Annotated in this window: 20 protein-coding genes; 8 read left to right on the top strand and 12 right to left on the bottom strand. The window is 70.7% G+C overall.

Annotated features, from left to right (window positions below; all coding sequences use genetic code 11):
• Window positions 1–86: 86 nt before the first annotated feature.
• The 7 genes from ABZ826_RS03585 to ABZ826_RS03555 form a co-directional block, all read right to left on the bottom strand.
• The gene (locus ABZ826_RS03585; protein WP_361441502.1) at window positions 87–485 is read right to left on the bottom strand and encodes a DUF488 family protein; all 399 of its coding nucleotides are present in this window, start codon (window positions 483–485) and stop codon (window positions 87–89) included.
• Window positions 486–553: 68 nt separating this feature from the next.
• Complete coding sequence (locus ABZ826_RS03580) at window positions 554–2,014, bottom strand: NAD(P)H-hydrate dehydratase (RefSeq protein WP_361441499.1); 1,461 nt, start codon at window positions 2,012–2,014, stop codon at window positions 554–556.
• 4 nt (window positions 2,015–2,018) lie between these two features.
• Window positions 2,019–2,387 (bottom strand): holo-ACP synthase, encoded by a 369-nt coding sequence (locus tag ABZ826_RS03575; protein ID WP_361441496.1) that lies wholly within the window; start codon window positions 2,385–2,387, stop codon window positions 2,019–2,021.
• A 20-nt stretch (window positions 2,388–2,407) separates the two neighbouring features.
• A complete protein-coding gene (gene glmS, locus ABZ826_RS03570; RefSeq protein ID WP_361441493.1) occupies window positions 2,408–4,255 on the bottom strand; it encodes a glutamine--fructose-6-phosphate transaminase (isomerizing) in 1,848 nt (615 codons plus the stop codon).
• 481 nt (window positions 4,256–4,736) lie between these two features.
• Window positions 4,737–5,564 carry an alpha/beta hydrolase gene (locus ABZ826_RS03565; RefSeq protein WP_361441490.1) on the bottom strand — a complete coding sequence of 276 codons (828 nt, stop codon included), beginning with the start codon at window positions 5,562–5,564 and terminating at the stop codon, window positions 4,737–4,739.
• A 487-nt stretch (window positions 5,565–6,051) separates the two neighbouring features.
• Window positions 6,052–6,258, bottom strand: coding sequence for a DUF397 domain-containing protein (locus tag ABZ826_RS03560; RefSeq protein ID WP_361441487.1), 207 nt, complete (start codon window positions 6,256–6,258; stop codon window positions 6,052–6,054).
• The gene (locus tag ABZ826_RS03555; RefSeq protein ID WP_361441484.1) at window positions 6,255–7,127 is read right to left on the bottom strand and encodes a helix-turn-helix transcriptional regulator; all 873 of its coding nucleotides are present in this window, start codon (window positions 7,125–7,127) and stop codon (window positions 6,255–6,257) included. The genes ABZ826_RS03560 and ABZ826_RS03555 overlap by 4 nt, the downstream gene beginning before the upstream one ends.
• A gap of 144 nt (window positions 7,128–7,271) precedes the next feature.
• On the opposite strand from ABZ826_RS03555, the gene ABZ826_RS03550 reads away from it, so the two are divergent.
• The 7 genes from ABZ826_RS03550 (at window position 7,272) to ABZ826_RS03520 (ending at window position 14,627) form a co-directional block, all read left to right on the top strand.
• Window positions 7,272–7,691 carry an ATP-binding protein gene (locus ABZ826_RS03550; RefSeq protein ID WP_361441481.1) on the top strand — a complete coding sequence of 140 codons (420 nt, stop codon included), beginning with the start codon at window positions 7,272–7,274 and terminating at the stop codon, window positions 7,689–7,691.
• Between the two features lie 344 nt (window positions 7,692–8,035).
• Window positions 8,036–8,983, top strand: a complete 948-nt coding sequence (locus ABZ826_RS03545) for a hypothetical protein (protein WP_361441478.1) — start codon at window positions 8,036–8,038, stop codon at window positions 8,981–8,983.
• Between the two features lie 4 nt (window positions 8,984–8,987).
• Window positions 8,988–10,736 (top strand): insulinase family protein, encoded by a 1,749-nt coding sequence (locus ABZ826_RS03540; protein ID WP_361441475.1) that lies wholly within the window; start codon window positions 8,988–8,990, stop codon window positions 10,734–10,736.
• A 217-nt stretch (window positions 10,737–10,953) separates the two neighbouring features.
• Entirely contained in the window at window positions 10,954–11,553 is a 600-nt protein-coding gene (locus ABZ826_RS03535; protein ID WP_361441472.1) for an RNA polymerase sigma factor, read from the top strand.
• Window positions 11,541–12,515, top strand: coding sequence for a CU044_5270 family protein (locus ABZ826_RS03530; RefSeq protein WP_361441469.1), 975 nt, complete (start codon window positions 11,541–11,543; stop codon window positions 12,513–12,515). Before ABZ826_RS03535 ends, ABZ826_RS03530 begins: the two co-directional genes overlap by 13 nt.
• 132 nt (window positions 12,516–12,647) lie before the next feature.
• Window positions 12,648–13,643 (top strand): type I pantothenate kinase, encoded by a 996-nt coding sequence (gene coaA / locus ABZ826_RS03525; protein WP_361441466.1) that lies wholly within the window; start codon window positions 12,648–12,650, stop codon window positions 13,641–13,643.
• Window positions 13,644–13,670: 27 nt separating this feature from the next.
• The gene (locus ABZ826_RS03520) at window positions 13,671–14,627 is read left to right on the top strand and encodes a DUF389 domain-containing protein (RefSeq protein ID WP_361441463.1); all 957 of its coding nucleotides are present in this window, start codon (window positions 13,671–13,673) and stop codon (window positions 14,625–14,627) included.
• Window positions 14,628–14,799: 172 nt separating this feature from the next.
• Here ABZ826_RS03520 and glmM read toward each other — a convergent pair whose 3' ends face one another.
• The 5 genes from glmM to ABZ826_RS03495 all read right to left on the bottom strand — a co-directional run bounded on the left by glmM (window position 14,800) and on the right by ABZ826_RS03495 (window position 19,676).
• Window positions 14,800–16,158 carry a phosphoglucosamine mutase gene (glmM, locus tag ABZ826_RS03515; protein ID WP_361441460.1) on the bottom strand — a complete coding sequence of 453 codons (1,359 nt, stop codon included), beginning with the start codon at window positions 16,156–16,158 and terminating at the stop codon, window positions 14,800–14,802.
• A gap of 183 nt (window positions 16,159–16,341) precedes the next feature.
• Entirely contained in the window at window positions 16,342–16,869 is a 528-nt protein-coding gene (gene rpsI, locus ABZ826_RS03510; protein WP_351078005.1) for a 30S ribosomal protein S9, read from the bottom strand.
• A 44-nt stretch (window positions 16,870–16,913) separates the two neighbouring features.
• On the bottom strand, window positions 16,914–17,357 hold the full coding sequence (gene rplM / locus ABZ826_RS03505) for a 50S ribosomal protein L13 (protein WP_072486702.1): 444 nt from the start codon (window positions 17,355–17,357) through the stop codon (window positions 16,914–16,916).
• Between the two features lie 255 nt (window positions 17,358–17,612).
• Window positions 17,613–17,993, bottom strand: coding sequence for a hypothetical protein (locus ABZ826_RS03500; protein ID WP_361441456.1), 381 nt, complete (start codon window positions 17,991–17,993; stop codon window positions 17,613–17,615).
• Between the two features lie 54 nt (window positions 17,994–18,047).
• Entirely contained in the window at window positions 18,048–19,676 is a 1,629-nt protein-coding gene (locus ABZ826_RS03495; RefSeq protein WP_361441813.1) for an ATP-binding cassette domain-containing protein, read from the bottom strand.
• A 58-nt stretch (window positions 19,677–19,734) separates the two neighbouring features.
• Here ABZ826_RS03495 and ABZ826_RS03490 point away from each other — a divergent pair, with 58 nt between their 5' ends.
• Window positions 19,735–20,586, top strand: coding sequence for a hypothetical protein (locus ABZ826_RS03490; RefSeq protein WP_361441453.1), 852 nt, complete (start codon window positions 19,735–19,737; stop codon window positions 20,584–20,586).
• Window positions 20,587–20,706 lie beyond the last annotated feature (120 nt).

The following is a 20,706-nucleotide window of genomic DNA, read 5'->3' as shown; positions in this document are numbered from 1 at the left end:
TCTCAGAGGCGTACGGCGGGCCCTGCGGGCGGCGGGTCGGCCCGGGGCCGTCGCCAGGGGCGTCCGCTGTGCCGCGGCGGTCCATCTCAGTGCCGGCGCAGCTCGTGTTCCAGATGGTCGACGAGGACCGGGACATGGCTGTGCGGTACGTCCTTGACCGCCGTGACGAGCGTCACCGGGCCGCCCTCGCGGACCAGTTCCACCAGCTCGTCGACGGCCGCCGTGTGGGCGGGGTCGGCCAGTTCGGCACGGTAGCGGTCGGTGAACTCGTCGAAGCGGGTGCCGGTGCGGTCCTCGTGGTACCAGGCACGGAGCTCGGTCGACGGGGTGACGTCCTTGAGCCACTTGTCGATCCCGGCCCGGTCCTTGGCCACGCCGCGCGGCCAGAGCCGGTCGATGAGGACGCGGGTGCCGTCGCCGTCCTCCTGCGGGTCGTACACCCGGCGTACGCGCACGTCGGTACCGCTGCCCTTGCTGGTGCCCACGATCGGCCTCCTGTCGGCGTCCGCCCGCCGTGCCCCCTGCTGCCCGGCGCTGTCCGGCCCAGGATCACTCAGGCCCGTACGTCCCGCCACGCCGCGGGAATCGCCTCCGCGACGTCCTGCGCGGCGACGGGAGCGCCGTCCGCGGCGTGGCGGGCGGCCAGGCCGTGCAGATACGCGCCGACCGACGCGGCGTCGCGCGGGGCGAGGCCCGCCGCCAGCAGGGAGCCCGTCAGGCCGGAGAGGACGTCGCCGCTGCCGGCCGTGGCCAGCCAGGAGGTACCGGTCGCGTTGACCCGTACGGGGGTGTGCGCGGTGTCGGTGGCGACCAGGGTCGTCGACCCCTTGAGCAGGACCGTGGCGCGGTAGCGGGCGGCCAGTTCCCGTACGGCGGCGAGCCGCCCCGCCTCGACCTCCTCGCGCGGGACGCCGAGCAGGGCTGCGGCCTCACCGGCGTGCGGGGTGAGGACGGTGGGCGCGGTGCGCGCGCGTACGGCGGCGGCGTCGAGCAGCCGCAGCCCGTCCGCGTCGACGAGCACCGGAACGTCCGCGGCCAGCACGCCACGGACCGCCTCGACGGCCTCCGTACCGTCACCGAGCCCGGGCCCGACGACCCATGCCTGCACCCGCCCCGCCTTCGACGGCGGCCCCGCGTGGACCAGCGTCTCCGGATGGCGGGCGATCACCGCGCCGGCGCCGGGACCGACGTACCGCACGGCTCCGGCACCGCCCCGCAGCGCCCCGGAGACGGCCAGCACCGCCGCCCCCGGATACCGCGCCGACCCGGCAACGATGCCGACGACACCCCGCCGGTACTTGTCGCTCTCGCTCGCGGGCACCGGCAGGAGCGCGGCGACGTCCGCGTACTGCAGCGCCTCCAGGTCGGGTACGTCCGGCAGCTCCGGCCCGAGCCCGATGTCGACCAGGTGCAGCGCGCCCGCCAGGCCGGCGGCCGGGTCGACGAGCAGCCCCGGCTTGTACGTGCCGAAGGTGACGGTGGCGTCGGCCCGCACCGCCTCTCCGGGCACCTCGCCGGAGTCGGCCTCGACCCCGCTGGGCAGGTCGACGGCGACGAAGGCCGCGCCGGTCGCCTCGAAGGCCCGCACCAGCGCGGCGGCGTCCGGGCGCAGTCCGCCCCGCCCGCCGATGCCGGTGATCCCGTCCACGACGAGATCGATGTGCCCGCCCCAGGCGCTCGTCGCCGGGTCGCCCTCCGCCACGCGCCCGCCCGCCGCCAGCAGCGCCGCGAGCCCGCCCTCGTGGGCGCGGCCGGGCGAGGTGAGCACGGCGCGCACGCCCGCGCCGCGGCGGGCCAGCCGGGCGCCCGCGTACAGCGCGTCGCCCCCGTTGTCGCCGCTGCCGACGAGCAGGACGACCCGGGCCCCGTACACCCGTCCGCGCCGGCGCAGCACATCGGTGCAGGCCGCCGCGAGTCCCGCCGCGGCGCGCTGCATCAGGGCACCCTCGGGGAGCCGGTCCATCAGGGCACGCTCGGCGGCCCGTACGGTCTGAACGCTGTAGGCGGTACGCATGTGCTCAACCCTCCGCGATCACCACGGCCGACGCCACCCCCGCGTCATGGCTGAGCGACACGTGCCAGTTCCGTACGCCCAGTTCGGCCGCGCGCGCGGCGACCGTGCCGCTGACCCGCAGCCGGGGCTGTCCGCTGTCCTCGACGTACACCTCGGCGTCCGTCCAGAGCAGGCCGGCCGGTGCGCCGAGTGCCTTCGCGAGAGCCTCCTTGGCGGCGAACCGCACGGCGAGCGAGGCGATACCGCGCCGCTCGCCGCTGGGCAGCAGCAGCTCACTCTCCACGAAGAGCCGGTCGGCCAGGTGCGGCGTACGCTCCATCGCCGCGTCGAACCGTTCGATCTCGGCCACATCGATCCCGACCCCGATGATCACGCGTGTTCCTTCACTGCTCGCTACTCCACGGTCACGGACTTCGCCAGATTGCGCGGCTGGTCCACATCGTTGCCGCGGGCCGTCGCCAGCTCGCAGGCGAAGACCTGCAGCGGCACGGTGGACACCAGCGGCTGAAGCAGCGTAGGCGTAACGGGAATCCTGATGAGGTGGTCGGCGTACGGCACGACCGCTTCGTCGCCCTCCTCGGCGATGACGATGGTGCGGGCGCCGCGGGCCCGGATCTCCTGGATGTTCGACACGATCTTGTCGTGCAGCACCGACCGGCCGCGCGGCGAGGGCACGACCACGACCACGGGCAGATCGTCCTCGACGAGCGCGATCGGCCCGTGCTTGAGCTCGCCCGCGGCGAACCCCTCGGCGTGCATGTACGCGAGTTCCTTGAGCTTCAACGCGCCTTCCAGGGCCACGGGATAGCCGACGTGGCGGCCCAGGAAGAGCACGGTGTCGTGGTCGGCGAGGGAGCGGGCCAGCGCGCGAACGGGCTCCATGGTCTCCAGGACCTGTTCGACCGCCCCGGAGATCTCGGAGAGCTGGCGGATGACGGTCCGGATCTCGTCGCCCCACTTCGTGCCGCGGAGCTGCCCGAGATACAGGGCGACGAGATAGCAGGCGACGAGCTGGGTGAGGAAGGCCTTGGTGGAGGCCACGGCGACCTCGGGCCCCGCGTGCGTGTAGAGCACGGCGTCGGACTCCCTGGGGATGGTGGAGCCGTTCGTGTTGCAGATGGCCAGGACCTTCGCGCCCTGTTCGCGGGCGTGCCGCAGGGCCATCAGGGTGTCCATGGTCTCGCCGGACTGGGAGATCGCGACGACGAGGGTGCGGTGGTCGAGGATCGGGTCGCGATAGCGGAACTCGCTGGCCAGCTCGGTCTCGCAGGGAACGCGGGTCCAGTGCTCGATGGCGTACTTGGCGATCATCCCGGCGTGGAACGCGGTGCCGCAGGCGACGATCACGACCTTGTCGACCTCGCGGAGCTCGCGGGGGGTGATCCGTACCTCGTCGAGGTGGAGCGTGCCCGCGCCGTCGATCCGCCCGAGGAGGGTGTCGGCGACGGCCTTGGGCTGGTCCTCGATCTCCTTGAGCATGAAGGAGGCGTGGCCGCCCTTCTCGGCAGCGGAGACGTCCCAGTCCACGTGGTACTCGCGGACGTCGGCGGGCCGCCCGTCGAAGTCGGTGACGGTGACGCCCTCCCGCCGCAGCTCCACCACCTGGTCCTGCCCCAGCTCGATCGCGGAGCGGGTGTGCGCGATGAACGCGGCCACGTCGGAGGCCAGGAACGACTCGCCCTCCCCCACCCCGACCACGAGCGGCGAGTTGCGCCGGGCCCCGACCACCGCGTCGGGCGCGTCCGCGTGCACGGCCACCAGAGTGAAGGCGCCCTCAAGGCGCCGGCACACCTGGCGCATCGCCTCCGCCAGGTCCGCGCAGGACGAGAACGCCTCGGCGAGGAGATGCGCGACGACCTCGGTGTCGGTCTCGGAGGCCAGATCGTGGCCGCGCTCGGCGAGTTCGGCGCGCAGAACGGCGAAGTTCTCGATGATCCCGTTGTGCACGACGGCGACGCGGCCGGCGTTGTCGAGGTGCGGGTGGGCGTTGGCGTCGGTGGGGGCGCCGTGGGTGGCCCAGCGGGTGTGGCCGATGCCGGTGGTCCCGGCCGGGAGCGGCGCCTCGGCCAGCGCCTTCTCCAGATTGACGAGCTTCCCGGCCTTCTTCGCGGCGGCCAGACCGCCGTCCGCGAGGACGGCGATTCCCGCCGAGTCGTATCCGCGGTATTCGAGGCGCTTGAGACCCGCGACGACGACGTCCTGTGCCGACTGCCCACCAACGTATCCGACAATTCCGCACATACCATTCCCTTCCTGGTCGCCCGCCCCTCTTCTTCGCATCGTCGCAGAAGGCGAACGGGGCGGCAGAAATCGAGCCCCTCCGGCGATCGAGGACAGCGCGCGACCGAAGGTCTCGCACCTCACCCTCACCGCCTGCCGAACCCGCACCGGCACACCCCCGAGGCCACGACGGGTGGCGCGACGGGTGGCGGCGACTACGTCGACGTCAAGTGACAGCGCGCATTCCGCGGCAGCGCGAGCCGTCCCGGCGTCACACCCACCGGCTTCCCGAAGTGCCTGGGTCGAATGACCCGGTCGTAGAAGCCGGTGCCGCGGCCGCCGCGGCGGCCGCGGCGGCCGGCCTGGGGCCCTCCAGCAGCAGGCTGCGGCCCGGCCGACGCGGGTTGGCCGCCGTCCCGGGAACACAAGGCCGACCAGACGGCGGCCGTCGCCGCCAGGGCCCGTCCCCGGGCCGTGTCCGGCGGTTCAGCGGTTCAGCGGTTCAGCGGTTGAGGAACTCCAGGAGGTCCTTGTTGAACTTCTCCTTGTACCCCGGGACGAGGGCGATGCCGTGGGGACCGCCTTCGTAGACCTTGAGCGTCGCGTCCGGGATGAGCTGGGCCGCCTTACGGCCCGTGGCGTCGATGGGAACGATCTGGTCGTCGTCACCGTGCACGACGAGCGTGGGGATGTCGAACTTCTTCAGGTCCTCGTGGAAGTCCGTGGCCGCGAAGGCGTCCACACAGGCGACGCCGCCCTCGATGGTCTCCTGCATGGCCATGTACCAGAACGCGTCCTTGTTGCCCTGGGTGACCTTGTTGCCGTCGCGGTTGGCGCCGAAGAAGCCGACCGATGCGTCCTTCCAGAACTGCGAACGTTCGGCGAGGATGCCCTTCTTGATGCCGTCGAAGACCGACTGCGGTACGCCCTTCGGATTGTCGGGGCCCTGGAGCATCAGCGGACAGATCGCCGAGAGCAGCACCGCGGACCTGATCCGGTCGGTGCCGTGGCGGCCGATGTAGCGGGCGAGTTCGCCACCGCCCATCGAGTGCGCGACCAGCGTGACGTCCCGCAGGTCCAGTTGGGTGATCAGGTCGTCGAGGTCGTCCGCGAAAGTGTCGAAGTCGTAGCCGTCCCGGACCGGGGTGGAGTGGCCGTGGCCGCGACGGTCGTGCGCGATGCCGCGGAACCCGTTGTCCGCGACCACCTTGAGCTGGTCCTGCCAGGCGTCCCCGCTCAGGGGCCAGCCATGGATGAAGACGACGGGGCGGCCGCGGCCCCAGTCCTTGTAGAAGATCTCGACACCGTCACGTGTGGTCACCGTGGGCATGCGTGTTGTCCTCTCGGATGTACTGCCGGGCCCCCAGTCCAGGGTGCGGCCGGACTCCCGAGCCGCAAATCGGAATCGGGGGGACCCGCCGGCCGCGCCCGTCGTTCCGGGCGCGGCTCCACGCCGCCTCGGGCAAGGCCGGGCTCGCTCAGCCACGGCATCCGCACCGCACCTCACACCCTTTGGCGTACGGGATCTTGCGGAGCTCGCATCAGCGGTACAGCAGGTGCCGGGCGCGGAAGGCGCGGCCCTGATCGCGGTCAGCCGCCGGCCGCCGACGGGTGCGGCGGCGGAGGGGCCGGCCGCCCACTGGGGTCCCGAAGACGTGCTCGCGGCATGGCGGTAACAGCGGCGGGCGCGGCGTCGCAGCGGAGTCTCCGGGTACGGGCACTCGCGACGGTCGCCGGACCAGGGGCGTTGCCGACAGCATGACCGCCCCGCTCCCCAGGAGGAAGGGTAACGGGGCGGGTGCTGGTGGGCGCGGTGATCAGTTACCGGAGGCGTACGTGACGAACTCCGCCCAGGCGTACGGCGCGAAGCCGAGGCGCGGGCCCGGGATGTTCTTGGAGTCGCGTACGTGGATCGTGCTCGCAGTCTCCGCAACCTCGACGCAGTCAGGGCCGTCATTGCTGCTGTAGCTGCTCTTGAACCACGTCAACCCGGAAGTATTTCCGGCCGAGGGCTTGGCACTCATGTCTCTCCCAGCAATTCCGTGATGAAGGTCCGCGACGACCGAGGCGTGAGCGCCTGGGACCGGATCAGGCCATACCGCATCTCAAGGATTTGTACCTCCTTGGGATCGGTGATCAGGCGGCTGGTGAGCTGGACCTCGTTGTGCCCCACAGCCATGCCGTCACTCAGCTTAAGCACCCGGTGCGAACCGGCCAGCCCCGCATGCTCCTCCGTGTCCATCGGCATGACCTGGACCTCGACATGCCTCAACCCGCTTAGTTCTAGCAGGCGTTCGAGCTGCCTACGCAACACCATTTTGCCTCCGATCGGCCGCCTCAGTGACGCCTCTTCCTGGACGAATGTCAACAGAGGGGCAGGGCATCGAGCGAAGACCGACTGGCGGGCCATGCGCGCGGCCACCAAGCGCTCCACCTGGTCCTCGGTGTACGCCGGGCGCCGCTCCTTGTATAGGGCGCGGGCATAATCCTCGGTCTGGAGCAAACCGTGCACAACATCGCTGGCGTACGCACCCATCTCGACCGCGTTCGCCTCCAACTTCGCCAGATCACGGACCTTCTTCGGGTACCGCGCCTCCGCCACGTCCTTCTTCATCGCGGCGAGTTTGCCGCCCGCTCCCAGGACTTCGTCCGCCTCGTCCAGGAACTCCGGCTTGGGGATGCGTTTCCCGGCCTCCACCTTGTAGACCTGGTTCTCCCCGTAGCCAATCGCGTCGCCCAGTTCCTTCGCACGCAGGCCGGCCGCCTCGCGCCAGAGTCGGATCTGTCGGCCGACCGCCGCGATCACCGCGCCCGAGTCGTCCTCGACGTCGAACTCCCAGTCCGGGCCATCCGCCGTGTTGTCCCTGTTGTTGCCGTTGTCCTCGTCCGCCATACGACACCCGCCTCCACCCGTGCCCGCACCGATTCGCGCTCGACGCCGTACCGGATGGACAGACCCGTACAACCACTGGACAGTCACTGTCCGTACGCACGTCACTGCTATGCAGAGTAGGCATCCGCGGCCACGCTGAGTGACGTGAACCGAGAAATCACCCAACCGCGTGCCCGCAACGGCCAGTTCGCCGTGCAGCTCTCCGCCACCCGTCGGGGTGCCCGACTCGCCCGGCTGCTCGCCACCGAGCAACTCCGTTCGTGGGGGCTGCCGCTGGAGGACGCCGGGCATGTCATCGCCGAACTGGCGTCGAACGCCGCGCTGCACGGGTACGTGCCGGGGCGGGACTTCCGCATCATGCTGACCGTCACCGGGGACACGCTCCGTATCGAGGTCGCCGATGCTCGCGGGGATGTGCTGCCCCGAGTACCGGAGCGGAGCGATGAATCCGAGGCGGGGCGCGGGCTGTTGCTCGTCGAGGCGATCGCCATCCGGTGGGGCGTGCAGGTCGGCCCCTTCCCGCGCAAAACCGTCTGGGCGGAGGTAGCCCTCACCGGATCGTGACAGTCGCGAGCCGGTGTGTCACGTCCCGGTGAACCGCGACCCGGCGGGCCCCGACCACCCCCACTCCAGAACTGCGACCACTGCGACCGGGCCTTCCGCTCCCGCAATTGCCACGATTGCGAGAGCGGGCCGACACTCACGGGGTAGCCACGGGCGGTCCGGTCCCGGCCCGCGGAAGTCGCTGTCTCGCTGTCAGTACGGCCTGCTAACCTGCGTTTTCTTCGCGTGCACCCCACGCACACGCGTTCGCCTGACCGCTTTCTTTCCGCCCCACCTGCATGCCCACGCGCGCTCGGAACACCGAGCCCGTGCGGCAGCCGGTCGCGTCCGCTCCGAGGACTGTCATGTCTCCCACCGCTCCCCCGATACGCGCGGAGTTCGACCCGTGCGTCAACATCCCCTCGCTCGCCGGTCTCCGGACCGCCGTACGCAACGACGACTGGGCGTCCGCCGAGGCGTACTTCGGCTCCCTCGACCACGAGGACGACCGGGCGATCGCCTCGGGGCTCTTCTACGACCTCAGCTCCTGCGAACGCTTTCTGGAGCGGGTCGTCGCCGAGCACCCCGGTTCCGCCCTCGCCCGGACCCTGCTGGCCATCCGGTACATCAGCGTCGGCTGGGACATCCGCAGCTCCTACCGTGCCGAACACGTCTCACGCGACCAGTTCCGGCAGTTCCACGACTGGCTGCGGCGCGCGGAGAAGCTGCTCATCGACGTGTGCGCCGAGCACCCCACGTACGCACTGGCGTGGGCGACCCGGCTGACCACCGCACGAGGGCTCGAACTCGGACAGAGCGAGGCACGGCGGCGGTACGACCGGCTGGCCGAGCACCACCCGCACCACATCCACGCGCAGACCCTGCTGCTCCAGCAGCTGTGCCCGAAGTGGGGCGGCAGCTGGGAGGAGGCGCAGGGGTTCGCGCGCGCCTGTCTGGAGTCGGCGCCGCCGGGCAGCCACGCGGGCCGACTCATCGCCGAGCTGCACCTGGAGCGCTGGCTGGACACCGCCGACAACGGCCACAGCGACTATCTGCGCTCGGCCGAGGTCCGTGACGAGATCCTGGCCGCCGCCGCCCTCTCCGTGCAACACCCCGACTACCGGCCCGGCTTCCACTGGATCGGCGACCACAACGACTTCGCCGGGGCGCTCAGCCTGGGCGGCCACCACCGCGAAGCCGCACCGTTCTTCCGCACCCTCGGCAACAAGGCCACCCCGTCGCCCTGGGACTACTTCGGCGGCAAAGAAGCCCTGTTCCTCAAGCACCGCAAGACCGCACTGTCGAAGGGCTGAGCCGATGTCCCAGGAAACCTCCGCGCACAGACCCGCCACGGCCTCGGACCCGGACATCCGGGAGACCGAGGTCGACGGCATCCGTACGGTGCTCGCCGCGGCCCCCGGCCCGGTCACCGCGGGCCTCTTCTTCCGCGTCGGAGTCGCCGACGAGACCCTCGCCACCTCTGGCATCACGCACCTCGTCGAACACCTCGCTCTGCACCGCCACGGTGTGTCCGACCTGCACTACAACGGCGCCACCGCCGCCACGTACACGCTCTTCCATGTCACCGGCACGCCTGAGGAGGTCACCACCTACCTCAACGGTGTCTGCGCGGCCCTGCGGGATCTGCCGGTGGAGCGGCTGGAGACCGAGCGCGAGATCCTGCGCACCGAGGCGGCGGGCCGCAGCGCCGGCCCCAACCACCAGCTGCCGCTGTGGCGTTACGGTGCCCAGAGCTACGGGCTCAGCAGCTACAGCGAGCTCGGCACCTGGCATCTGAGCGCCGAGGCCGTACGCGACTGGGCGCGCACCCGCTTCACCCGTGACAACGCCGTGCTATGGATCACCGCCGGCACCGTGCCGGAAGGCCTCGACCTCGCCCTCCCTGCAGGCGTGCCGCAGCCGCTGCCCGCCCCGACATCGGCGCTCCCCGTCACGCCCGCGTACATCACGGGCGACAGCGGCGGCGTCGTTCTGGACGGCATCGTGCGGCGCTCGACGGCGGCGCCGCTGTTCACGGAGGTGCTCAGCCGGGCGCTCTACACGGACCTGCGCCAAAGGGGCGGCTACTCGTACACCGCCGACGCCGGGTACAGCCCGCGCGACAACGACTTCGCGACCATCACCGCCTTCGCCGACGCGCTCCCGAAGAAGCACGGCGCGGTGGTCGGCGGCTTCGTCGACGCATTGGCCCGCCTGCGGGCCGGCAACATCGAGCAGTCCGAACTCGACTCGGCCCGTGCCAAGTTCCTCAAGCAGTACGACGCCCCGGACATCGGCGCGTCCCGGCTGCCCTCGTACGCCCTGAACCTGTTGACCGGGCATCGCAACCTCACCCCCGACGAGCACCTGGCCGAACTCGCCGCCGTCACCCTCGACGACCTTCGCGAGGTCGCCCGCGAGCTGCACTCCACGGCACTGCTCCAGGTTCCCGGCCGGGGCGCCGACTGGGCCGGTTTCGCCGAAGCCCCCCAATGGTCCAGCTGGACCAGGACGAGCGCGGGCAGCCGACACAGCTCGCTGGAGGACGACTCCGTCCTGCTGACGGTGGCCCCCGAGGCCGTGTCCCTGGCCACCGACTCCGGCACGGTCGTCGTCCGGTACGACGCGTGCGCGGCCCTGCTCGTCCACCCGGACGGCGGCCGCCACCTCACGGGCCTGGACGGCTTCCAGATCCGCGTCGAGCCCACGCTCCACAAGGGCCTCACACCGGACCGCCTGGCCGTGATCGACGCGGGCGTACCGCCCTCGGCAGTGATCCACATGCCGCCCCGCGACCCGGACCGCATCCCCCGCCCCCGAAGACAGGGCAGCCGTCCGGGCGGCACCCCGCAGTCCAAGGGCGCACGGCTGGCCCGGACCGTCCTCATCTGGCTGTCCGGCATCGCGACGGCGATCTGGGGCCTGATCGCGACCGTGTCCATGTTCATGGAGCTGGACGAACCGAACCCGGACCCCGGCACGATCGTCATCATCTGGCTCCTGATCATCCCGCCGCTGGCCCTGCTCATCGCCCTGCGCAGAGGCCGCGACAAGCGGGACGGCTGACCCCGCGGCTCGCACGGCGACCGGCACACCCCGTGGTGGGGTGTGCCGGGAGAACCGTCTGCGGTGCCGACGGCCCGCGACCGGTCGACACCGACATGGCACCGGACCGGCGCACCGGAGTCCTCGCGCCAAGGCGCTCCGAAATCCTGTGAACCTTTCCGCGCCCTGCGGGCAACAAGGGATGACACGCTCATCCGCCGAGCCCCCAGGAGCCGATGTGACCGGACCGCCGGCCAGCCCCGACGACGACGCCGAGATCGTCGCGCAGTCGCTGGAGCAGCCCGAGATCTTCGCCGGGCTCTACGACCGCCACGCGCCCGACATCCACCGCTATGCCGTCCGCCGCCTCGGGGAGGGCGCGGCGGACGACATCACGGCGGAGACCTTCCTCATCGCGTTCCGCTCGCGGCGCCGTTACGACCGCACGCGCCGCAGCGCCCGCCCCTGGCTGTACGGCATCGCCGCGAACCTCATCGGCAAGCAACGACGTGGCGAGGAGAGGGCCCTGCGAGCCCTGGCCCGTACCGGGCAGGACCCGGTGGCCGCTTCATGGAGCGACCGCTGCGACGACCGGATCTCCGCGCAGGGGCCGCTGGCCGGGGCGCTCGCCTCGCTGTCTCCCGGCGATCGCCATGTGCTGCTGCTCGTCGCCTGGGCCGACCTCGGATACCAGGAGGTCGCCGAGGCGCTCGGCGTCCCTCTCGGCACCGTGCGGTCCCGACTCAATCGCGCCCGCCGCAAGGTACGTGAAGCGCTCAGCCTGGATCCCTCGTTCACGCCCGACGCCATGGAGCTGACCTCGTCATGGACGAAATGACCGTGCTGCGCGAATTGCGCGCCGACGCACCCGTTCCGGACCGTTCGGCACTCGCCCCAGGTCGCCTGCAGCTCACCGAGGCCGCCGCCTCGGGCCGCCGTGCCCGTCGGCTGCGGGCCGACTGGCGGGTCGCCGCGTTCGGTGCCGCAGCCGCCATCACCGTGGCGGCCGTGCTCGGCACCCAGCTCGTCGACGCCGCCGCCCCCGACCGCTCCGGCCCCGCCTCGACGACCGGCACCCTGCGGCTGGACAGCCCCGCCGAGGTGCTGAACCGGGCCGCCGACGCACTGGAGAAGCAGCCCGCCCCGACCGAGCCGCGCGACGATCAGTGGATCTATACGAAGACGGTGATGGCCCAGCCGGAGGGCTCGGACGTCGGCCACATGTCGTACAACCCCGACAACTGGGTCCCGTACGACAACTCCGCCGCGGCCAGGAACGGGAAGGACGACGACTACCGCACGTCCCGCGATGTGTACCGGGCCGCCGATGAGCTTCCCGACGATCCGGCGCGGCTGCTGGCGAAGGTCCGTTCGTTCTATCCGACGGGCCACCCCCCCGAGAGCCTGCCCGAGCCCGAGGCCGTGCACAGCTTCCGCGCGATGGGGCTGATGGTCGAGGCCTACCCGATCGCACCCCGCGCCCTCGCCCGCGTCTACCGGGCGCTGGCCACCGTCCCCGGGCTGCACGTCACCGACCACCTGGTGAAGGACGCGGCCGGGCGCGAGGTCATCGCCATCACCCGGGAGGAGGACGGCACGCACCAGCAGCGCGAGATCCTCATCGACCCGACCACCTTCGACTACGCCGGACAGCGGTTCGTGGTCACCGAGGACTACACGTACCAGCTCTCCTCCGGCAGGTCGAAACTGCCGCCGGAGAAGTTCAAGGCCGGTCAGATCACGCTGAGCGAAGCCCGGGTCGAGGCCGCCGTCGTCGACGCCGAGGGTGAGAAGCCCTGACATCACCGGGGGTCCGGGAACCGGGTCCGGTGTCCGCCGCGGGGGTGCGGACACCGGACCCCTGCCGGCCCGCCGCCCCCACGTGACCGAGCCCACCCCCCGCTCCGTTCAAACTCCCGCAACAATGAACACGTGATCACTTCGCCGCCACGAAGCACCCACCGCCGTGCCGAGCACGCGGCGACGCCGTACGTCGACCTGTCGCGCGCCGAATGGAGCGCCCTGCGCGACAAGACGCCGTTGCCGCTGACCGCCGACGAGGTGGAGCAGCTGCGCGGGCTCGGGGACGTCATCGACCTCGACGAGGTCCGGGACGTCTATCTGCCGCTCTCCCGGCTGCTCAACCTCTACGTCCAGGCCACCTCGGGCCTGCGCGGCGCCCTGAACACCTTCCTCGGGGACGCGGGCAACGGCCACGGGGCGCAGCGCGGCACCCCGTTCGTCATAGGGGTCGCGGGCAGTGTCGCGGTCGGCAAGTCCACCAGCGCCCGTATCCTCCAGGCGCTGCTGGCCCGCTGGCCCGAACACCCCCGGGTGGAACTCGTCACCACGGACGGCTTCCTGCTGCCGATGAAGGAACTCCAGGCGCGCGGGCTGATGTCGCGCAAGGGGTTCCCCGAGTCGTACGACCGCCGGGCCCTGACGCGTTTCGTCGCCGACATCAAGGCCGGCAAGGACGAGGTGACGGCGCCCGTCTACTCGCACCTGATCTACGACATCGTGCCGGGCGAGCGGCTCACCGTGCGCCGCCCCGACATCCTGATCGTCGAGGGGCTGAACGTCCTCCAGCCCGCGCTGCCCGGCAAGGACGGACGGACGAGGGTCGGGCTCGCCGACTACTTCGACTTCAGTGTGTACGTGGACGCACGGACCGAGGACATCGAGACCTGGTATCTCAACCGGTTCCGGAAACTGCGCGAGACGGCGTTCCAGAACCCGTTCTCGTACTTCCGCAAGTACACCCAGGTCTCCGAGGAGGAGGCCATGGAGTACGCCGCGACGATGTGGCGGACCATCAACAAGCCCAATCTGGTGGAGAATGTCGCGCCCACCCGAGGGCGTGCCACCCTGGTGCTGCGCAAGGGGCCCGATCACAAGGTCCAGCGGTTGTCCCTGCGCAAACTCTGAGACGTCGAGCCCTCCAGGAGTGTCCGCGTGCTGCATCTGCGCCTGATCGTCCCCGCCGGCCGTACGGACGAGGTGGTGCACCTGCTGGAGAGCACCGTCGGTACGACGCATCTCGTGGTGATGCCCGGTGTCGCCCGCGACCCGGCGGGTGACGTGGTGCTGTGCGATGTGGCGCGGGAGGCGGGCGACGAGGTGATCTCGGCGCTGCGCGGGCTCGGCATCGACAAGTCCGGTTCGATCACCGTCGAGAACATGGACCTGACGCTCTCCGCGCACGCCGACAAGGCCGAGGAGGAGGCGCCGGGCGAGGGCGCGGACGCGGTGCTGTGGGAGGAGCTGACGGAGGCGACCCACGAGGAGTCGACGTTCAGCGTCACCTATGTGGCGTTCCTCGCGGTCGCGACGATGCTCGCCGCCTGCGGTGTGATGCTCGACAACGCGATCCTGATCGTGGGCGCGATGGCGGTCGGCCCGGAGTTCGGGCCGCTGGCCGGGATCTCCACGGCCCTGGTGCAGCGGGCCCCGCGGCTGGTGTGGCGGTCGCTGGTGGCGCTGATCGGCGGCTTCGCCGTCGCGATGGTGCTGACCGCCGGATTCGCCTGGCTGATGGACGCCTTCGCGCTGTTCAACCGCTCGATGATCGAGGCCGCACGGCCCAACACGTCGTTCATCTGGAAGCCGGACCCGCTGTCGTTCGTGGTGGCGTTCCTGGCCGGGATCGCCGGAACGCTCTCGCTCACCTCGGCGAAGTCCGGGGCGCTGATCGGGGTCGCAATCTCCGTGACGACGGTGCCGGCGGCAGCCAACGCGGCGGTGGCGTTCAGCTACACCGACTACGGACAGATGTGGGGCTCGGCGGCCCAACTGCTGGCGAACCTCGGTGGAATCGTGGTCGCGGGGACGCTGACGCTGCTGCTCCAGAAGGCCCTGTGGGCGGCGCACCGCCGCCGGACGGGCCAGGCGACGCGCCCGTCCGGCGAGTAGCGCGGCCGGCACCGGCGGGCCCCGTCGGCGAACGGACGGGAGTCCGTCCGGCGGATCAGGGCCGGACAGGGCGCACCGGCCCCGGCCGTGATCCGCCGGAGAGGCCCCAGGGTGTTTCGTTCGGATCTTGCCGGGCTCGCCCCGGAGCCCGGCAACAGCGAAACGAGAGGCCCTAACCGAGCGCGGACTTCACCACGTCGGCCAGCCGCTCGGCGACCGCGCGGGCCTGTTCGATGTCGGCCGCCTCGACCATGACCCGTACCAGCGGCTCCGTGCCCGACTGGCGCAGCAGTACGCGCCCGGTGGAGCCCAGCTCGCGCTCGGCCTCGGCGACCGCCGCGGCCAGCTCCGAAGAGGTATCCACCCGGGACTTGTCGACGTCGGGGACGTTGATCAGCAGCTGCGGCAGACGCTGCATGACCCCGGCCAGCTCGGCGAGCGTACGGCCGGTCGCGGCGACGCGGGCCGCCAGCAGCAGACCGGTCAGCGTGCCGTCGCCGGTCGTGGCGTGGTCCAGGACGATGACATGGCCGGACTGCTCGCCACCCAGCGCGTAGCCCTCGGCCTTCATCGACTCCAGTACGTAACGGTCGCCGACGGCGGTCTGGACGAGCCGGATGCCCTCCCGCTCCATCGCGATCTTGAAGCCGAGGTTGGACATGACCGTGCCGACCACGGTGTCCTTGCGCAGTTGACCGGCCTCGCGCATGGCGAGGGCGAGCACGGCCAGGATCTGGTCCCCGTCGACCTCCTCGCCCGTGGCGTCCACGGCGAGGCAGCGGTCGGCGTCGCCGTCGTGTGCGATGCCGAGGTCGGCGCCGTGCTCGACGACGGCGGCCTTCAGGAGGTCCAGGTGGGTGGAGCCGCAGCCGTCGTTGATGTTCAGACCGTCCGGTTCGGCACCGATCGTGACGACCTCGGCACCCGCTCGCGTGAACGCCTCGGGCGAAACCCGGGCGGCGGCGCCGTGCGCCTCGTCGAGGACGACCTTCAGACCGTCGAGCCGGTTCGGGAGGACGGCGACGAGGTGGGCGACGTAGCGGTCGAAGCCCTCGGCGTAGTCGGTGACGCGGCCCACCCCGGCGCCCGTCGGGCGCGCCCAGGGCTCACCGGTGCGGTGCTGCTCGTAGACCGTCTCGATCCGGTCCTCCAGCTCGTCGGCGAGCTTGTGGCCGCCCCGGGCGAAGAACTTGACACCGTTGTCCGGCATGGCGTTGTGGCTGGCGGAGAGCATCACGCCGAGGTCGGCGCCCAGCGCGCCGGTGAGGTGCGCCACCGCGGGGGTGGGCAGCACACCGACCCGCAGGACGTCCACACCGGCACTGGCGAGGCCTGCCACGACGGCGGCCTCCAGGAACTCTCCGGAGGCACGTGGGTCACGCCCCACCACGGCTGTCGGCCGATGCCCCTCAAAGGTGCCCGCCTCGGCGAGCACATGCGCCGCGGCGACCGACAGGCCGAGCGCGAGCTCGGCCGTCAGGTCCGCGTTGGCGACACCGCGCACACCGTCCGTGCCGAAGAGTTGTCCCACTGGTGTCCTCCGAAGATGCTCCGAAACCGCAAACCAAACCAAAAGCAACACAACGCGACGCTGTGTATGCAGGCCTATGAACGTCTTATGCCGTTATACGCCCGAGCGTGCCGATAAACGAACGCCCCGGCCAGCACGAGGTGTGCCGCCGGGGCGAACGTGTAAAGCAGACGAGCAGGCGGTTTAGCGCTTGCTGTACTGCGGGGCCTTACGGGCCTTCTTGAGACCGGCCTTCTTGCGCTCGACCGCACGGTCGTCGCGGGAGAGGAAGCCGGCCTTCTTCAGCGTCGGGCGGTTGTTGTCGACGTCCGCCTCGTTCAGCGCACGGGCCACGCCGAGGCGCAGGGCACCGGCCTGACCCGAGACGCCGCCGCCCGAGATGCGGGCGATGACGTCGTAGCGGTTGTCGAGCTCAAGCACCTTGAAGGGCTCGTTGACTTCCTGCTGGTGCACCTTGTTGGGGAAGTAGTCCTCAAGGGTGCGACCGTTGATCTTCCACTTGCCGGTGCCCGGAACGATCCGGACGCGGGCGATGGCGTTCTTCCGACGGCCGAGGCCGGCGGCGGGCTGCGGGTCGCCGAAGCGGGACGCCAGCGACTCGCTGGTGTACTCGCCCTCGACGGGAACCTCGGACTCGAAGGTGGTCACCTCGGCGAAAACCTCTTCGCCCTCGACGCCCTCGACGGGGTTCTCAACAGTGGTCTCGGCCACGATTCTCCTCAGATCTTTCTTTTGGTCTTAGGGGGAGGCCGGAACTACTGCGCGACCTGGGTGATCTCGAACGGGACCGGCTGCTGAGCAGCGTGCGGGTGCTGGTCGCCCGCGTAGACCTTGAGCTTCGAGAGCATCTGACGGCCCAGGCTGTTCTTGGGGATCATGCCCTTGATGGCCTTCTCGACAGCCTTCTCGGGGCTCTTGGCGAGCAGCTCGTCGTAGCGGACGGAGCGGAGACCACCCGGGAACCCGGAGTGGCGGTACGCCATCTTCTGGGTCTTCTTGTTGCCGGAGAGGTGAACCTTCTCGGCGTTGATGATGATGACGAAGTCGCCCATGTCCATGTGGGGGGCGTAAATCGCCTTGTGCTTGCCGCGGAGGAGGTTCGCAGCCGTGGTGGCCAGACGGCCCAGGACGATGTCCTGGGCGTCGATGATGTGCCACTGGCGCGTCACATCGCCAGGCTTGGGGCTGTACGTACGCACGGTCGTAGCCTTCGCTTCTTCAGTGAGTGAGTCCTGACAAGGCCACCCGGACGATCACACCAGCCTTGGCGGCGCTGCGGGGACGCAACCCGAGTACCTGCCGCTGGTCATCGGCCCGGTGGACCGGCGTAAGGGCCCCTCGCGTGAGAACGACCAAGCCAATACGCATAACAAACCAGAAGAATACCGTCGCTCCCCCGCGCGGGTCAAAACAGCCCCGGAAGCCCGGCCCTGCCGGGGTTCCGGCCCTGGTGGTCAGCCCTCGTCCACCACGAACAGGTCCTCGACCGCCTCGACGGTCAACGACCGGTCGAACCACTCGCCCAGCACGTCCAGATCGGCACAGGAAGCGATCCGCTCCCGCACCTGCTCCGGAACCGCGATCCCGCGCTTGGACAGGATCCGCAGAATATCCTCGGCCCGCCCTTCGGCACGCCCCTCGGCCCGCCCCTCGGAACGCCCTTCGGAACGCAGCCGCTCAGACGTCTCCGAGCGAAAGAAAGAGAGGTCGACAGACATCAGATCCCTCCAGATCCGTGCGGCCGGAGCGGAACCCAGGCCCAGTTCGGTGAGTTCGGCGAAGATCATCGCCGTGTCGTCGTCAACGGGCCACGCTATGGACACGGCATCGGACACGTCGGCCCTTCGCGGAGCGCTCACCCGGACGGGTGGGCGCCGCCCCGGCGCCCTCTACCGCGCCCGCTCCACCCTCCGCTCGTCCCACACCGGCTCCGTCGTCTCGCGTACGACACCGTCCGAGCCGAACACGAGGTACCGGTCGAAGGACTTCGCGAACCACCGGTCGTGCGTGACGGCCATCACCGTCCCGTCGTATGCCTCCAGCCCGTCCTGCAGGGCCTCCGCCGACTCCAGGTCCAGGTTGTCCGTCGGCTCGTCCAGCAGCAGCGCGGTCGTGCCGGCCAGTTCCAGGAGCAGGATCTGGAAGCGTGCCTGCTGCCCGCCGGACAGCTTCTCGAACGGCTGGTCGCCCTGCCGCTCCAGCTCGTAGCGCCGCAGCACGGACATCGCCCCGCCCCGGTCCTTGGCGTGCTCGGTCCACAGGATCTCGACGAGTGTGTGGCCCAGCAGTTCGGGATGGGCGTGCGTCTGCGCGAAGTGGCCCGGTACGACGCGCGCCCCGAGCTTCCACTCCCCCGAGTGCGCCACCGGCTCGCCCGCGAGCAGCCGCAGGAAGTGCGACTTCCCCGAGCCGTTCGAGCCGAGGACGGCCACCCGCTCCCCGTAGAAGATCTCCAGGTCGAAGGGTTTCATCAGCCCGGTGAGCTCCAGGCCCTTGCAGGTCACCGCCCGCACACCGGTCCGCCCGCCGCGCAGCCGCATCCTGATGTCCTGCTCGCGCGGCGGCTCCGGCGGGGGCCCGGCATCCTCGAACTTCTTGAAGCGGGTCTGCATCGCGCGGTAGCGGGACGCCATGTCGGGGCTGATCGCCGCCTGCTGCCGCAGCCGGTGGACCAGCGCCTTCAGCCGGGCGTGCTCCTCCTCCCAGCGCCGCAGCAGCTCCTCGAACCGGGCGAACCGGTCCTTGCGGGCCTGGTGGTACGTGTCGAAGCCGGCGCCGTGCACCCACACGTCGCTGCCCGCCGGGCTCGGCTCGACACTGACGATCTTCTCGGCCGCCCTGGACAGCAGCTCCCGGTCGTGGGAGACGAAGAGGACCGTCTTACGGGTCTCCTTCAGTCTCTCCTCCAGCCACCGCTTCCCGGGAACGTCGAGGTAGTTGTCCGGCTCGTCGAGCAGCAGCACCTCGTCCGGCCCGCGCAGCAGCGCCTCCAGCACCAGCCGCTTCTGCTCACCGCCGGACAGTGTGCGCACCTCGCGCCACTGCGCCTTCTCGTACGGGACACCGAGCGCGGCCGTGGTGCACATGTCCCAGACGGTCTCGGCCTCGTACCCGCGGGCCTCCGCCCAGTCGCTCAGGGCCTGCGCGTACGTCATCTGCGCGGCCTCGTCGTCGACGGTGAAGATCAGTTCCTCCGCCTTGTCGACCGCCAGGGCGGCCTCCCGGATACGGGGCTGCGCGACGGAGACCAGCAGGTCCCGGACGGTGCGCTCGTCCCGCACGGAGCCCACGAACTGCTGCATCACCCCGAGACCGCCACTCACCGACACGGAGCCGCCGTGCGGCTGGAGCTCCCCGGCGAGCAGTTTCAGCAGCGTCGTCTTCCCGGCACCGTTCGCACCCACGAGGGCGACCACCGCCCCGTCCGCGACCCGGAACGAAGCATCGCCGAGCAGCACCCGCCCGTCCGGTAGGTAGTACTCCAGATGGCCCGCTTCAAGATGTCCCATGCACAGCATTGTCACGGGCCGCGAAGCCCTGGCCCAACCGGTTTACGTTCCGTCTAGGATTCGCCGCATGAGCTTTGGGCAAGGGGGGCCCTCCCGGGGGCCCGGAGGCACACAGACTCCGGACTGGGCAGCGCTGGCCGACGAGTCCGCCGCGCGCAACCGCCGCAAGAAGTGGCTGCTGATCGGCGGAGGCGTGCTCGCCACCGCCGCGGTCGGCGCGATCGTGGCCACCGCGGTCATCTCGACCAACAAGAACGACTCCACCAACTCCGGCAAGCACGCGAGCGAGCTCCCGGCGCCGACCGACCTGCCGACCGACACCGCCGAGCCCGAGCCGTCCTTCTCCTCGGTGGCGCCGCCGCCCCCGCCCGACCCGAAGGACTACATATCCGACGCCAAGAAGGACAAGGCGCCGATCACCGTCGACGCGTTCTTCCCCGGCAAGAAGCTGACGATGGGCGACCGCGTCTACGTCAAGGGCGCGACGCAGCAGACGAAGAGCTGCGCCGCGACCACCAAGGGCGCGCTCGGCTCGATCCTCACCAGCAACGGCTGCGACCAGGTCATCCGGGCCACGTACAGCAAGGACGGCGTCGCCGTCACCGTCGGGCTCGCAGTCTTCAAGACGGAAGCCCAGGCGAAGAAGGCGGCCCAGCAGTCGAGCGGCAGCATCGCCACACTGAGCGGCGCGGGCGTGCCGTCCTTCTGCCCCGCCGGATCGGTCTGCCGCCGTACCGCCAACTCCTACGGGCGCTACGCCTACTTCGCCATCAGCGGGTTCACCAGCGGCAAGAACGTCACCACGGCCGACAAGAACGTCTACGCCACCGGCGACGACCTGACGAACTTCACGTTCCGTCAGATCCGCTACCGGGGCGAGCTCCAGGCATCGGCCGCAGCCACCGCCCAGACCGGCTGACCGACCCTCTGCCGCGCCGCAGCACGAAACCTGCGGCAAAGACCGAACCACCAGCACAGCCAGTCGGCGAGACCAAGGCCCGCACAGGCGCGGAACCGGTCATTCCTCGGTGTCATCACG

This window comes from Streptomyces sp. NPDC047515 (genome assembly GCF_040643055.1).
Taxonomy (GTDB): domain Bacteria; phylum Actinomycetota; class Actinomycetes; order Streptomycetales; family Streptomycetaceae; genus Streptomyces.
The sequence above is the reverse complement of the archived record's forward strand: the minus strand, read 5'-3'. Positions and strand labels throughout refer to the sequence as shown.

Coding starts and splice junctions, on each gene's coding strand:
- ABZ826_RS03580 (WP_361441499.1), bottom strand. CDS start 2,014: ATGCGTACCGCCTACAGCGTTCAGACCGTACGGGCCGCCGAGCGTGCC.
- glmS (WP_361441493.1), bottom strand. CDS start 4,255: ATGTGCGGAATTGTCGGATACGTTGGTGGGCAGTCGGCACAGGACGTC.
- ABZ826_RS03565 (WP_361441490.1), bottom strand. CDS start 5,564: ATGCCCACGGTGACCACACGTGACGGTGTCGAGATCTTCTACAAGGAC.
- ABZ826_RS03560 (WP_361441487.1), bottom strand. CDS start 6,258: ATGAGTGCCAAGCCCTCGGCCGGAAATACTTCCGGGTTGACGTGGTTC.
- ABZ826_RS03555 (WP_361441484.1), bottom strand. CDS start 7,127: ATGGCGGACGAGGACAACGGCAACAACAGGGACAACACGGCGGATGGC.
- ABZ826_RS03545 (WP_361441478.1), top strand. CDS start 8,036: ATGTCTCCCACCGCTCCCCCGATACGCGCGGAGTTCGACCCGTGCGTC.
- ABZ826_RS03540 (WP_361441475.1), top strand. CDS start 8,988: ATGTCCCAGGAAACCTCCGCGCACAGACCCGCCACGGCCTCGGACCCG.
- ABZ826_RS03530 (WP_361441469.1), top strand. CDS start 11,541: ATGGACGAAATGACCGTGCTGCGCGAATTGCGCGCCGACGCACCCGTT.
- ABZ826_RS03495 (WP_361441813.1), bottom strand. CDS start 19,676: ATGCTGTGCATGGGACATCTTGAAGCGGGCCATCTGGAGTACTACCTA.
- ABZ826_RS03490 (WP_361441453.1), top strand. CDS start 19,735: ATGAGCTTTGGGCAAGGGGGGCCCTCCCGGGGGCCCGGAGGCACACAG.